The 13,622-nt window shown below is 62.8% G+C and carries 13 protein-coding genes; 6 read left to right on the forward strand and 7 right to left on the reverse strand.

Going from position 1 to position 13,622, the window contains the following annotated elements:
* From FSY59_RS25480 to FSY59_RS25490, 3 genes are all read right to left on the reverse strand, one after another.
* The coding region (locus FSY59_RS25480) for an electron transfer flavoprotein subunit beta/FixA family protein (RefSeq protein ID WP_148729917.1) at positions 1-630 on the reverse strand (630 nt) is incomplete at its 3' end.
* Between the two features lie 386 nt (positions 631-1,016).
* Positions 1,017-1,793 (reverse strand): enoyl-CoA hydratase, encoded by a 777-nt coding sequence (locus tag FSY59_RS25485; protein WP_148729918.1) that lies wholly within the window; start codon positions 1,791-1,793, stop codon positions 1,017-1,019.
* A gap of 21 nt (positions 1,794-1,814) precedes the next feature.
* A complete protein-coding gene (locus FSY59_RS25490) occupies positions 1,815-2,774 on the reverse strand; it encodes a histone deacetylase family protein (RefSeq protein ID WP_043004825.1) in 960 nt (319 codons plus the stop codon).
* A 36-nt stretch (positions 2,775-2,810) separates the two neighbouring features.
* On the opposite strand from FSY59_RS25490, the gene FSY59_RS25495 reads away from it, so the two are divergent.
* The 4 genes from FSY59_RS25495 (at position 2,811) to mltB (ending at position 8,166) form a co-directional block, all read left to right on the forward strand.
* Positions 2,811-3,731 carry a MoxR family ATPase gene (locus FSY59_RS25495; protein ID WP_050872136.1) on the forward strand — a complete coding sequence of 307 codons (921 nt, stop codon included), beginning with the start codon at positions 2,811-2,813 and terminating at the stop codon, positions 3,729-3,731.
* A gap of 31 nt (positions 3,732-3,762) precedes the next feature.
* Positions 3,763-4,824 (forward strand): DUF58 domain-containing protein, encoded by a 1,062-nt coding sequence (locus FSY59_RS25500; protein WP_148729919.1) that lies wholly within the window; start codon positions 3,763-3,765, stop codon positions 4,822-4,824.
* Positions 4,825-4,906: 82 nt separating this feature from the next.
* Positions 4,907-7,027: a DUF3488 and transglutaminase-like domain-containing protein gene (locus tag FSY59_RS25505; protein WP_148729920.1), complete on the forward strand. Its 2,121-nt coding sequence runs from the start codon at positions 4,907-4,909 to the stop codon at positions 7,025-7,027.
* Positions 7,024-8,166: a lytic murein transglycosylase B gene (gene mltB / locus FSY59_RS25510; RefSeq protein WP_148729921.1), complete on the forward strand. Its 1,143-nt coding sequence runs from the start codon at positions 7,024-7,026 to the stop codon at positions 8,164-8,166. The genes FSY59_RS25505 and mltB overlap by 4 nt, the downstream gene beginning before the upstream one ends.
* Before the next feature lie 68 nt (positions 8,167-8,234).
* On the opposite strand, the gene FSY59_RS25515 is transcribed toward mltB, so the two are convergent.
* Positions 8,235-9,527, reverse strand: a complete 1,293-nt coding sequence (locus FSY59_RS25515; RefSeq protein WP_029158743.1) for a branched-chain amino acid ABC transporter substrate-binding protein — start codon at positions 9,525-9,527, stop codon at positions 8,235-8,237.
* Positions 9,528-9,618: 91 nt separating this feature from the next.
* Here FSY59_RS25515 and FSY59_RS25520 point away from each other — a divergent pair, with 91 nt between their 5' ends.
* Positions 9,619-10,002 (forward strand): Hsp20/alpha crystallin family protein, encoded by a 384-nt coding sequence (locus tag FSY59_RS25520; protein WP_148729922.1) that lies wholly within the window; start codon positions 9,619-9,621, stop codon positions 10,000-10,002.
* A 274-nt stretch (positions 10,003-10,276) separates the two neighbouring features.
* Positions 10,277-10,879: an NAD(P)H:quinone oxidoreductase gene (gene wrbA / locus FSY59_RS25525; protein WP_148729923.1), complete on the forward strand. Its 603-nt coding sequence runs from the start codon at positions 10,277-10,279 to the stop codon at positions 10,877-10,879.
* Positions 10,880-10,935: 56 nt separating this feature from the next.
* Here the strand turns inward: wrbA and tsaD are convergent, their stop codons facing one another.
* From tsaD to FSY59_RS25540, 3 genes are all read right to left on the reverse strand, one after another.
* The gene (gene tsaD, locus FSY59_RS25530) at positions 10,936-11,976 is read right to left on the reverse strand and encodes a tRNA (adenosine(37)-N6)-threonylcarbamoyltransferase complex transferase subunit TsaD (RefSeq protein WP_003053025.1); all 1,041 of its coding nucleotides are present in this window, start codon (positions 11,974-11,976) and stop codon (positions 10,936-10,938) included.
* Positions 11,977-12,150: 174 nt separating this feature from the next.
* Positions 12,151-12,606: a CBS domain-containing protein gene (locus FSY59_RS25535; protein WP_019043890.1), complete on the reverse strand. Its 456-nt coding sequence runs from the start codon at positions 12,604-12,606 to the stop codon at positions 12,151-12,153.
* 154 nt (positions 12,607-12,760) lie between these two features.
* The gene (locus tag FSY59_RS25540; RefSeq protein ID WP_148729924.1) at positions 12,761-13,480 is read right to left on the reverse strand and encodes a DUF937 domain-containing protein; all 720 of its coding nucleotides are present in this window, start codon (positions 13,478-13,480) and stop codon (positions 12,761-12,763) included.
* Positions 13,481-13,622 lie beyond the last annotated feature (142 nt).

Consider the following 13,622-nt stretch of genomic DNA (forward strand, 5'->3'; position numbering starts at 1 on the left):
GTCCACGCCCAGGTCTTCGGGCTTGAAGGTGTCCAGCTGCTTTTTCTTGGCCTTCATGATGTTGGGCAAGGTAACGTAGCGGGGCTCATTCAGGCGCAGGTCAGTGGTGATGACGGCGGGCGTGGACAGGGCCACGGTTTCCAGGCCACCGTCCACTTCACGGGTCACATTCACCTTGTCGCCAGCAACTTCGACCTTGGAGGCGAAGGTGGCCTGGGGCAGGTCGGCCAGGGCCGCCAGCATCTGGCCGGTCTGGTTGGCATCGTCGTCGATGGCCTGCTTGCCGCAGATGACCAGACCGGGTTGCTCCTTGTCCACCAGGGCCTTGAGCAGCTTGGCCACGGCCAGGGGCTGCAGCTCGACATCGGTCTCGACCAGAATGCCGCGGTCGGCACCGATGGCCATGGCCGTGCGCAGGGTTTCCTGGCACTGGGCCACGCCGCAGGAGACGGCGATGACTTCGGTGACCACGCCTTTTTCCTTCAGGCGCACGGCTTCTTCGACGGCGATTTCGTCAAAGGGGTTCATGCTCATCTTGACGTTGGCGATGTCCACACCCGTGCCGTCCGACTTCACGCGGACCTTGACGTTGTAGTCCACCACGCGCTTGACAGGGACCAATACCTTCATTGCTGCGGCTCCTTAATGATTACTGCATTGACGTTTACGTAAACTGGATTCATTTTATGCGGCACTGCAACACTCTCTGCACAATTTTCCAGACAATCTGCCTGGAGAACTGCGCAGCAACCTTCGCAAGCGGACTGGCATAAAAAGAACGACCGTTCTATTTTATGCACAAGCCATGCGAAATCATGGGTATCAGATGAGCCCAATCAGGGTAATACCTAGGAATTGAGCCCATCAACGCCATGCCTGCATTCAGACAAGTCTCACGGTAACACCGCCTGAAAGCAGCCTCGTCGTTCAAATGGACGGGCCTGAAGCACAAGACCGAGATGCACGGCTGCGGCATCCACACAGATCAACCAGCCCGGCGGACGATGGCCGATGCTTCAAGACCAGCCAGGCTTGCGCTTCTCGAGAAAAGCCTGGGCGCCTTCCTGTGCGTCGGCATCCAGCATATTGGTGGCCATGGTCTGACCCGCCAGCTGATAGGCCGACTCCAGGCCCATCTCCCGCTGGCGATAGACCAGTTCCTTGCCCATTCTGATGGCCGTACGAGGCTTGCTCACAATGGCCCCCACCAGTTCCTCCACGGCGGCATCGAGTCGCTCGGGCTCGCTCACACGATTGAGCAGGCCGTAGTGCAGAGCTGTCTGTGCATCGATGAACTCGCCCGTCAGCAGCATCTCCATGGACTGTTTGATGGGCATGTTGCGCACCAGAGGCACACTGGGCGTGGAGCAGAACAGGCCGTACTGAATACCGCTGGTGGCGAAGCGGGCATCGCTGCTGGCCACGGCCAGATCGCACTGCGCCACCAGCTGGCAGCCTGCAGCCGTTGCAATACCCTGCACTCTTGCAATGACGGGCACCGGCAGCTTCTGTATCGAAAGCATCATGCGGTTGCACTGGGCAAACAGTTGCTGGTAGTAAGCCAGCTCCGTGTGCCTCGCCATATCCTTGAGGTTATGCCCTGCGCAAAAGGCCCGGCCCTCGGCCGCCAGCACCACCACACGCACCTGCTCATCCCTGGCCACGGCATCCAGCGCCAACTGCAGGGCGGCGAGCATTTCGCTGCTCAAGGCGTTGAAGCGCTGCGGATCGCTCAGAGTGATGCGAGCCACGCCGCGCTCGTCCTGGCTCAGCTGCACTAAGGAATCGCTCATCGCTGTCTCCCTGCTTTCGGACTAGATATCGGCCAATACGCGCAGATGCGCCTCCACGCTACGCGCCAGCGGGTCCATCACATAACCGCCCTCGAGGCAGGAAACAATGCGGCCCTTGGAAAAGCGCCGTGCGATGTCCTTGATTCGCGTGGTGATCCAGGCAAAGTCGTTTTCGGTCATGCCAAGCTGACCCATATCGTCTTCGCGGTGTGCATCAAAGCCGGCACTGATGAAGATCATCTCGGGCTTGAATGCTTCGAGGCGCGGAATCCACATCATCTCGATGATTTCGCGAATGTCCATGCCCTTGGTGTATGCGGCCACAGGCACGTTCAGCATGTTCGACGCCGGATCCTTGTCGCCGCTGAACGGATAGAACGGGTGCTGGAAGATGCCGCACATCAACACGCGCGGATCACCGGCCAGGATGTCTTCCGTGCCATTGCCGTGATGTACATCAAAGTCGATCACGGCCACGCGCTTGAGATGGTGACGCTCCAGCGCATACTTGACGCCCACCGCCACATTGTTGAAAAAGCAAAAGCCCATGGCCTGGTTGCGCGTGGCATGGTGTCCGGGCGGACGCACGCTGCAAAAGGCGTTTTCCAGTTCTCCGGCCAGCACGGCATCGGTAGCCGCCAGTGTCGCGCCCGCGGCGCGCAAGGCGGCCTTGAAGGTGTGGCGGTTGATGGAGGTATCGGTATCGAGCTGCCTGTACTCAGGCCCGCCGGCGGCCAGTTCCTGCTCCAGCCTGTCTGTCAGGCCCTGCAGGGCGGCAATATGCATGGGATCATGCGCCAGCTCAATCTCGGCCAATGACGCCAGCGGCACGTTGCAGCGCTCCAGCGCATCGCCCACGCCACTGACCAGCAGCCTGTCCTCTATCGCATCCAGCCGCGCCGGGCATTCAGGGTGGCCCGGCCCCATCTCGTGCAACCAGCAATCCCGGTGGGTGAAATAACCTGTCTTGCCCACAGTCATGTCTCCGCTATCGCTTATTTAGGATATGTTTCTGCCATGCATGCACAGAACACAATTAATGCGCTTTTGAGTCAGCTTAACACGGTGATGGAGGGCAAGCCGGATCAGGTCAGAGACGGTGTCGCCTGTTTGCTGGCAGGCGGTCACTTGCTGATCGAAGACGTTCCCGGTGTAGGCAAGACCACCCTGGCCCATGCGCTGGCACATAGTTTCGGCCTGCAGTTCTCGCGTGTGCAGTTCACTGCCGACCTCATGCCCAGCGACCTCACGGGCGTCTCCATCTACGACCGCGGCCAAGAGGCTTTTGTGTTCCACCCGGGGCCGGTGTTTGCCCAGGTGTTGCTGGCCGATGAAATCAACCGGGCCAGCCCCAAGACCCAGAGTGCGCTGCTGGAAGCCATGGAGGAACGCCAGGTCACCACCGAGGGCAAGACCCACAGCCTGCCGGCCCCCTTCTTTGTGATTGCCACCCAGAACCCGCTGGAGCAGTTGGGCACCTTTGCGCTGCCCGAAAGCCAGCTGGACCGATTTCTCATGCGCATCAGCCTGGGCTATCCCTCGCGCGATGCCGAGCGCAAGCTGCTCACGGGCAACGGCCGCCGCGCCGCTGCCGATGCGCTGCTGCCCGTCATCTCCCAGCAGGAGCTGCAGCAGTTGCAGGCTGCGGCACTGGCCGTGCACGCCAGCGAGGCCCTGCTCGACTATGTACAGGATCTGATTGCCGCCACACGCAACGGCCAGTGGTTTGCCCAGGGCCTGTCGCCACGCGCAGGCATCGCGCTGCTGCGCGCGGCCAAGACCATCGCGCTGATGGAGGGCCGCGACTATGTGGCGCCCGACGATGTACAGGCCATACTGCCCCAGGTGATTGCCCACCGTCTGGTTCCCGTAGGCCATGCCGGCCGTGGTGCCGTGGAGCAGGTGCGCGCCATGATGCAGGCCGTTGCGCTGTCTTGATGCCGATGGACTTCGCCATGAATTTCACAGCATGAAGCGCCCGACATCAAAGGGCAAACAGCCAGAAGCATTCAATATCCTCCAGCGGCTCTCTCCCCGCGCCAGGGTGCGCGAGTGGATGTTCGCACGCCTGCCGCGCAGCGACCAGCTCACACTGACCCAGGGCAATGTCTACATCCTGCCCTCACGTGCGGGCTGGGCCATGCTGGCCACGCTGACCGTGCTGTTGATCGCTGCCATCAACTACCAGCTCAATCTGGGCTATCTGCTCACGTTTCTGCTAGCAGGCAGCGCCGCCGCCAGCATGGTTGTGGGCCATGGCAATCTGCGCGGTCTGCAACTGAGCCTCGGCGGCGCAGGTTCGCAAGGCAATGCATCGGGCGGCTGTTTTGCCCATGCGCCCTGCCCTATGCATATCAGTCTGCACAATGCCCGCCGCTCGCGCCGCTGGGGCATAGGCCTCGCCTTGCACCAGGCCCGGCAAAGCGCTGATCACTCTGATGCCTGGACCTGGGTCGATATCCCCGAGCAGGGCAGCACCGCCGTGCAGCTGAGCTTCATGCCCACGCGCCGCGGCCGGCAGGAGCTGCCCGCCGTCTCCATACTCACTCGCTACCCGCTGGGCGCATTTCGCGTCTGGGCTCTATGGCGGCCCCACACCGAAGTCTGGGTCTATCCCGCACCTGAAACCCATGCCCCGCCGCTGCCAGCCGCCAGTCCCGAAGCCGGCGGCCGCAGCAGTGCCCAGGTGCGCAGCGGTGACGAATTCGATGGCGTACGCAGCTATCAGAATGGCGACCCGCTCAAGCTGGTGGTGTGGAAGAAGGCGGCTCAGTCCTTTGCAACAGGCGGTCACCAGTTGGTCAGCCGCGACCGGCCCATGGCCCACCATCACCGGCTCTGGCTTGATGTGCGCCATACCGGCCTGGCCGACCATGAGGCGCGTCTGTCCCGCCTTGCCGCCTGGGTGCTGATGGCTCAGCAGCAAGGCCGCACCTGGGGCCTGCGCCTGCCGGGCGGCCAGGAGATCGCACCGGCCAGCGGTGCACAGCACACCACGCGCTGCCTCGAAGCATTGGCCGCCTGCCCATGAAAAAACACAGCACACACGTTCTCCGCAGCGAGTGGTCACTGCCCGTCCGCAAGACGAATCCTCATCCCGGGGGAGCCCGGCGATGAACAACACCGCAACCTTCGGAAGGCCCATACAGGGCAGCTGGCGACAGCGCCTGACGGCCCTGCCGCGCGATGCACGAGACACCCTGTTTCTGCTCGCCGTCATCGCCTGGATCATGCTGCCGCAGATCCAGCACACTGCCTGGTGGACCTGCACCTTTGCCGCAGCCCTGTTGCTATGGCGCGCGCGCCTGGCACTGACGGGTGCCCCCCTACCCGGCCGCTGGGTGCTGGCGGGCACACTGGCTGTTGCCATTGCAGCCACCTGGGCTACGCACAAGACCATTGTGGGCCGCGATGCCGGTGTGACCCTGATCGTCATGCTGCTGGCGCTCAAGACACTGGAACTGCGCGCCCGGCGCGATGCCATGGTGGTGTTCTTTCTGGGCTTCTTCGTGTTGCTCAGCAATTTTTTCTATTCCCAGTCCCTGCCCACCGCCGTGGCCATGGTCCTGGGACTGATGGGCCTGCTCACGGCCCTGGTCAATGCCCATATGACGGCGGGCAAGCCGCCATTGATGCAGGCACTGCGCACCGCGAGCGGGCTTGCACTCTGGGGCGCGCCCGTGATGGTGGCGCTGTTTCTGTTCTTTCCGCGCATGGCGCCGCTATGGGGCGTACCGTCCGACGATATGGCCGGTCGCTCGGGCCTGTCCGAAAACATGCGCGTGGGCGAAGTCGCCGCGCTGGCTCTGGACGATAGCGTAGCCCTGCGCATCCGATTCGATACTCCCGGAGGCCAGGAGCCGCCCGCCAACACCCTGTACTTTCGCGGCCCCGTGCTCAGCCAGTTCGATGGTCGCAACTGGCAGGCCGACCCTGTGCTTGACGCCATGGCGATGCCTCAGCTGCGCGTGAGCGGAGAGCCCGTTCGCTATCAGATGCTGATCGAGCCCAGCAAGCGCCGCTGGCTGACGCTGCTGGACGCCGCCAGGGCCGAACCCCAGATTCCGCCGGGCGCCTCGGTAGGCAGGCTGCGCATGAGCTCCAGCCTCCAGTGGCTGAGCTGGCGCCCGATTACCGATGTGCTGCGTGTCGATGCCCAAAGCTATCTCGACTTCAGCCATGGACCACTGCAGCTCACGCCCGAGCTCAGGCGCTATCTGCAACTGCCAGCCGGCAGCAACCCGCACACAAAGGCCCTGGGCGAACAATTGCGGGCCGAATTGCACGCTCAACCGGGCACCGATGCGGATACGGACAGGCTGATCGCTGCCGCCATGCAGCGCCTGAAAACCGGCGGCTACACCTACACACTGGATCCCGGCGTGGTGGACAGCGTCCACACCGCCGATGACTTCTGGTTCGACAGCAAGCAAGGCTTTTGTGAGCACATCGCCTCAGCCTTTGCCGTGCTCATGCGCGGCATGGGAGTCCCCGCCCGCATCGTGACCGGCTACCAGGGCGGCGACCGCAACAGCGTGGACAACTACTGGACCGTGCGCAACAGCGATGCCCATGCCTGGACCGAAGTCTGGATTGCCGGCCGGGGCTGGGTCCGTGTGGACCCGACGGGCGCTGTTGCACCCAGCCGGGTCGGCCAGTTCCAGCGCCTGAGTGCCCCCCCCGGCGCCTTTGCCAGCGCCGTTGGCAACTTCGTCGATACCGGCACGCTGGAGAAGCTGCGTGCCGTCTGGGAGGCCGTCAACAACCGCTGGAACCAGTGGGTGATCAACTACACCCAAAGCCGTCAGCTCAATCTGTTGCAGAGCCTGGGCTTCGAGTCGCCGAGCTGGACGGATCTGCTGCGCCTGCTGGCGGGCAGCTTGAGCGCTCTGGCGCTGCTGTGGCTGATCTGGGCCCGCGCCACACGACCGCAGCGCGATGGCTGGGCTCAGCTCATGCACACTGCCAGGCTGCGGCTGAACCGCGCCGGCATAGCAAGTGGCGCCAGCGATTCTGCACGCAGCATCTCGCGCCGCGTGCAGGAGCGCTGGGCCGAGGAATCAACATCCGCCTCCATGGCTGCGGCCTTATCCGACTGGCTGCTGGACATGGAGAGGCTACGCTATGCACCATCCTCCAGCACCGAAGCCAACGAACTGAAGATCTTGCGCCGGCGCTGGCGGTCCATCCTGAAGCAGCGCTGGCCCCAAAACCATCAAGAATTAAAAACATGAGCATTCACCCTAATCAGAGCAATCGTTTCAGGACTAGAACATTGAGCACTCTGGCCCTGTGCCTGCTGACCGCCGGCGCCATCGCCGCACCGGCCAAAAAGGCCGTCCGCAAGGCGGCACCGGCAGCAGCAGTCACGGCTGCAGCCGCTACGGCCGTGGCCTATGCCGGTCGGAGCGACGCCATGCAACTGGCCGACGAAATCGCTGCCCGCCGCGATCTGCCTGTCGACTGGGTGCGCGCACAACTGAGCGAGGCACGCAATCTGCCCGTGGTCACACGCCTGGTGACCCCGGCTGGCAAGACCTTTGTGAAGAACTGGACGGTGTACCGCAGCCGCTTCATCGACCCTGTGCGCATACGCGCCGGCGTGCAATTCTGGCAGGCCAACCGCCAGGCACTCGCGCGTGCCGAGCAGCAGTTCGGTGTGCCCGCAGAGATCATCGTCGGCATCATCGGCGTGGAAACCATTTACGGCCGCAACATGGGCAACTTTCGCGTGATGGATGCACTGGCGACGCTGGCACTGGATTTTCCGCAGGCCCACCCCCGGGCACAGGCCCGCAGCGACTACTTCCGTGGCGAACTCGAGCAGGTGCTGGTCACGGCCAGCCGCACGGGCAGCGACCCGTTTGCCCTGCGCGGCAGCTATGCCGGCGCCATGGGCCTGGGTCAGTTCATGCCCACCAGCTGGGACAAATACGCAGTCGACTTTGACGGTGACGGTCGCATTGACCTGTTCAACAGCGCCACCGACGCCATTGGCTCGGTCGCCAACTACTTCGTCGGCCACGGCTGGAAGCCGGGCCTGCCGACGGCGTTTACCGTGGACATGCGCGCCCAGGGAGAGAATCTGGCAACCCTGCTGGCGCCCGATATCAACCCCACGTTCACGGCCGCGCAGATGGCACAACGCGAAGTGCGGGTGCTCGGCGCCGACAGCTATGAGCGTCCACTGGCGCTCATAGAGCTGAAGAACGGCAGCTCCGGCCCCACGGAGTACATCGCGGGTACCGAGAATTTCTACGCCATCACGCGCTATAACTGGTCAGCGTTCTATGCGCTGTCGGTGATAGAGCTGGGACGTGAGGTACATGACGCCTATCTGGCCAGCCAGACCGCCTCTGCTAAACGCAACTAGATTAATTCGGGTGCCAGCGCTTTCCCAATAAGCGCTGGCAGCTATTGATTCGATAGTTATCCAGCCACTCAAAAGCGCTTCATCTGGCACTGGCCGGGCATCTCGGCCCTGGCCGCCGCAATCTCTCGCACGACCTTGAAGCCGTAGCCCGAGCCTTCTACATCGAAGTCCACGCCAGCACTGCCTCTTTTTTCCATCATGCCCACCACCAGCGATTGCTGAAACTGGTGGTCTGTCGCCCGCATGCTGCCCGAGCGTCCCGCCATCTGCACCCTGGCATGCTCCATGGCGTGGGCCACGGCGACGGTGTCCGTGCTGCCGGCTTTTTCGAGGCTCTGTGCCAGAGCCTCGATCATGAGCTGCATGCGCATATGCACATAGTCGTCCTGAGGCCTGGGAAAGCGCTGGCGGAAGGACTGGTAGAAGGCCCGGCTCTCTGCCGTGGGCACATTCGGCAGCCAGTCGGCCACGGCCAGCACCTTGCCCACACCGGCATCACCCAAGGCCGCCGGGGCGCCCAGGGCATTGCCGTAGAAGGTGTAGAAACGCCCTTCGTAGCCTGCTTCGCGCGCTGCCTTGACCAGCAGCATCAAATCGTTGCCCCAGTTGCCGGTGATCACGGCCTGGGCGCCGCTTTGCTTGATCTTGACCGCATAAGGCGCAAAGTCCTTGACGCGCCCCACAGGGTGCAGCTCGTCGCCCACGATGCGCACATCGGGGCGCTGCGCGGCAAGCTGGCGCCTGGCCTCGCGCAGCACGGCCTGGCCAAAGCTGTAGTCCTGTCCGATCAGATAGGCGCTGTCCACGGCCTTGTCGTCCCTGATGACCTCCATCAGCGCGGCCATGCGCATATCGGCATGGGCATCAAAACGGAAATGCCAGAAGCTGCAGCGCTCGTTGGTCAGTGCCGGGTCCACGGCCGAATAGTTCAGATACAGCACACGACGCGAGGGGTCGCGGCTGTTGTGCTTGTCGATGGCATCGACAAGCGCCGCCGCCGTGGCCGAAGAATTGCCCTGCATGATGATGCGCGCACCATTGTCTATGGCTGCGCGCAATGCCGACAGCGCCTCTTCATTCTGGCCTTTGCTGTCATAGCGCTCGATCACCAGCTCATGCAGACCGTCGGCCAGGCGCACGCCGCCGCGCAAGTTCACCCGCTCGGTCGCCCACAGCAGATTGCGGAAAACGGCTTCGCCCGTGTTCGCAAACGGGCCGGAAAGACTCTCCACCAATGCCAGCTTGACGGGCTGTGCGAGCCCGGCCCTGGCTGCAGCCACCGCAGCGCCAGCAATGCCGAACGGCGCGCATAGTAGTGGCAACTGCAGATATTTCAAGGCATCACGGCGCAATTTATTCATCAAAAAAACCTCTTGAAATGCGCTTGCCACCACCTACCTATGAGTCAAGCGGCAACAACGCAAGCCGCGCAGTTTAAAGGAGTTAAACACCATGTTCTTCGCCCCTGTGATGAGCCGTAATACCTTTGTATCCCCTCGCGCCGCCGACCTGGCCCTGCAACGTTTCCTGCAGGAAACCCTGGGCGCTGCAAGCCCCGTACAACGCCAGGTTCAGGTCAGCCGCGATGACAAGTTCACCACGCTGACCCTGGATGTGCCTGGCTTGGCACGCGAGCAGCTCAAACTCTCGCTGGAAGGAACTGTCGCCAAGCTCGAGAGCGTGGAAGGCGCGCCTCGCCAGGTCAGATACAGCTGGGATCTGGGCCATGAAATCGATGCTGCCAACAGCAAGGCCAAGCTCGAGCATGGAGTGCTCTCGCTGACCCTGGCCAAGCTCGAGCCCCAGAGCAAGGCCGTGACGCTGAGCATCGAATAAGCGCTGCTTTTCGCCTACCGGTCTGCCTCATCCTTTCTTCCATCTCCTCTTAGCGGGGCGGACCGGAGGGCACAAGCCCGCAATGCCAAAGCGTTGCGGGCTTTTTTCATGTCAATGGCATGGCCGATTCCGGGAGGTGAGCCGATTCGGCGCCTTGGCCTACAGGCGCCGGCTGCCGGTGCATGTCGCGCTGCCATCTTCGATTCCTACACTGTGGGTTCAGTCGGGTGCGCCACTGCCGCACCGCTTTCCAACCCGTTTCAGGAATTCACCCATGGCAAAAGTGCTTGTTCTCTACTATTCCATGTACGGTCATATCGAAGCCATGGCGCAGGCCGTGGCCGAAGGCGCGCGCAGCGTCAGCGGTGCCGAGGTCAGCATCAAGCGCGTGCCCGAAACCATGCCCGAGGATGTCTTCAAGAACGCAGGCGGCAAGGCCAGTCAGGCCGCAGAGGTCGCCACCCCAGCCGAGCTGGCCGACTACGATGCCATCCTGTTTGGCGTGCCCACGCGCTTTGGCAATATGCCGGGCCAGATGCGCAGCTTTCTCGACCAGACCGGCGGTCTCTGGGTCAAGGGGGCCTTGATCAACAAGATCGGCAGCGTCTTCACCTCGACCGGCACCGGCGGTGGCCAGGAGATGACGGCCACGACCACCTGGGCGACGCTGGCCCATCACGGCATGATCATCGTGCCGCTGGGCTATCCGCTGCCCGAACAGACCAATCTGAGCGCGGTCAAGGGTGGCAATTCGCCCTATGGGGCCTCGACGATTGCGGGTGCCGATGGTTCGCGCCAGCCTCATCCCGACGAGCTGAGCATTGCCCGCTATCAGGGCCAGAACGTAGCGAAACTGGCCGTAAAGCTTGCCGGATAAGCGCTAGGCAGCCATGAAAAAAGCAGCCACCTGGGCTGCTTTTTTGCGGTACGGACTCACCTGAGCGAATCCAGCGGCCAGCGCGGCTTCACATCGAACGCATATTCATGCTGTGCCTGCTCGCGTCCCGCCTGTATGCGCATGGCGGCAGCCATGGCAATCATGGCGCCGTTGTCGGTGCACAAATGCAGCTCGGGGTAATGCACGCGGATCTTGTGCTTGGCGCAGGCCTCATTGAGCTGTTCGCGCAACTGCTTGTTGGCTCCCACACCTCCCGCCACCACCACCCGCTTCATGCCGGTCTGCTTGAGTGCAGCCATGGTTTTCCTGACCAGCACATCCACAATCGCGGCCTGCGTGCTGGCGGCCAGATCGGCCTTGCGCGCTTCCAGCTCGTCACCCAGCTTCTTGGCCTGGGTCAGTACGGCCGTCTTGAGACCGGCAAACGAGAAGTCCAGGTCACCCGAATGCAGCAGGGGGCGAGGCAGCTTGAAGGCCTGAGGATCGCCGCCCTCCGCCAGCTTCGAGAGCACGGGACCGCCCGGATAGGGCAAGCCCATGAGCTTGGCCGATTTGTCGAAAGCCTCGCCCGCCGCATCGTCGATGGTTTCACCCAGGATTTCATAGTCGCCCACGCCGTCCACACGCATGAGCTGGGTGTGGCCACCCGAAACCAGCAAGGCCACGAACGGGAACTCCGGCGGGTCGGCACTGAGAAAGGGCGAGAGCAGATGGCCTTCGAGGTGGTGCACGCCCAGCACGGGCTTGTCCAGCGCGGCCGCCATGGCACAAGCCGCACCGGAGCCGACCAGCAAAGCCCCGGCAAGGCCTGGGCCGCGCGTAAAGGCAATCACATCGACATTGTCGAGTTGCTCCCCGGATTCGGCCAGCACCTTCTCGGTCAGCGGCAACACGCGGCGAATATGGTCACGGCTGGCCAGCTCGGGCACCACGCCGCCATAGGCGCGGTGCATTTCAATCTGGCTGTGCAGCGCATGACTCAGCAAGGTAGGCACACCTTGGCCGTCCGGCGTGCGCACCAGGGCCACACCGGTTTCATCACAAGAGGATTCGATTCCCAGGATCAGCAAACTCATGGCCGCAAGTGTAGAACTTGCGCCCTCCAGATGCAGGAAAGGCGGACATTAGCCCTGCCCGCCTTCACTATTCCACGACTTACGCAAAACGGGTTCAGACCGAGCGACTGCCTCAGAAGGCAGGCCGTTGTTACATTCTTGTTTGCGTAAGTCCCATATTCAATTCACAGCAGCCTACGGCTGATTCACATTGGGTGTCCCGGAAATATAGTGCTCCAGCTGATGGATCGTGAACTGCTGGGCCGAGATGATTTCCTTGACGATGTCGCCAATCGAAATCAGCCCCTGCAGTTCGCGGGTCTCGTTGATCACGGGCAGATGGCGCATGCGATTGCTGGTCATCAGCGACATGCACTCCTCGCTGGTCTGGCTCGGCAGCACGCAATGCACCTTGCGCGTCATGACCTCGTCCACGCGCGTGCTGGCCGAGCTTCGGCCCTGCAGCGCGATCTTGCGCGCATAGTCGCGCTCGGTCACGATACCGGCGATATCGCCACCTTCGAGCACCAGCAGCGCGCCAATGCTTTTTTCCGCCATGAGCTGCAGCGCAGCCAGCATGGTGTCGGAGGGAGAAACGCTGTAGATAGTGCTGTTGCCCTTGGCGCGCAGAATTTCGGCGACGGTCGTCATCTGGTTCTCCTTTCTGGATCGGCCCGTCATGCAAAACGCATGACGACATGACCAGTGTGAGAATCCTGCTGCATTGCGGCAATCAGGCTATGCCCGTATACAAAAACAAAAAAGGCAGCCAAAGCTGCCTTGATACTGTCACCCAATCCTTGGCTCAGCGCCGGCCGCCCAGCAGACCCGCGCCCAGCTTGAACAAATCTCCGGCATCCAGCTTGCCGTCGCCATTCTGATCGAGCAGGCTGCCGAGGATGCCGCCAGCCATGCCGCCTTGCGACTGGATCTGGCCACGCTCCTGATCCAAAGCATTGCCCAGGTCGCCGGCTCCCATTCCCTGCGACTGGACCCGATTGGCCAGGAAAGACATCACCAGCGGAGCCAGCAGGGCCAGCAACTGACCTGCATTGCCCCCCAGACCCGTGGCCTGGCCAAGCCGGGACTCGGCCTGCTGCTGCTGACCGCCAAAGATATTGCCCAGGATGGCGCCCGCATCCAGCTGCGAATTGCCGGCACCGGAGCCGCCCCCCAGCACCGAGCCCAGAATGCTGCCCAGCCCACCCAGCCCACCCAGGCCGCCAGCCGCACCGGCGCCACCGCCCGCTCCGCCGAGCAGGCCACCGAGCCCGCCCAGCAGACCGCCCGTATCCATCGCGCCATTGGCACTGCTGTGATCACGCTGCAGCGCACCGAACAGATCGGCAGCTCCCTGAGGCTCAGCCGTGTTCTGGCCCAGCGCACCAAACAGCATGGGCAGCGCCACACCCACGGCCTGCTCGGCCTGCACGGAGTCGATGCCCAGCTGCTGGGCCAGGCCCTGCATGGGAGCGCCCTGAAGCTGGCCCATGAGCTCGTCGGTCAAAGATGCGTTAGCGGTCATTTCAACACTCCTCAAAAACAGCGCACATGTTACGCGCGCCCTGTGTCCCGAAATGTGATCAATGTTCATTCACTACGCAAGCCCCTCCCAGGCTATAGACCATTGAGGCGGCCACCGCCCTGAACAGGGCTTCCTGCAGGCC

Source organism: Comamonas sp. Z3 (assembly GCF_008121565.1).
GTDB lineage: Bacteria > Pseudomonadota > Gammaproteobacteria > Burkholderiales > Burkholderiaceae_C > Comamonas > Comamonas brasiliensis.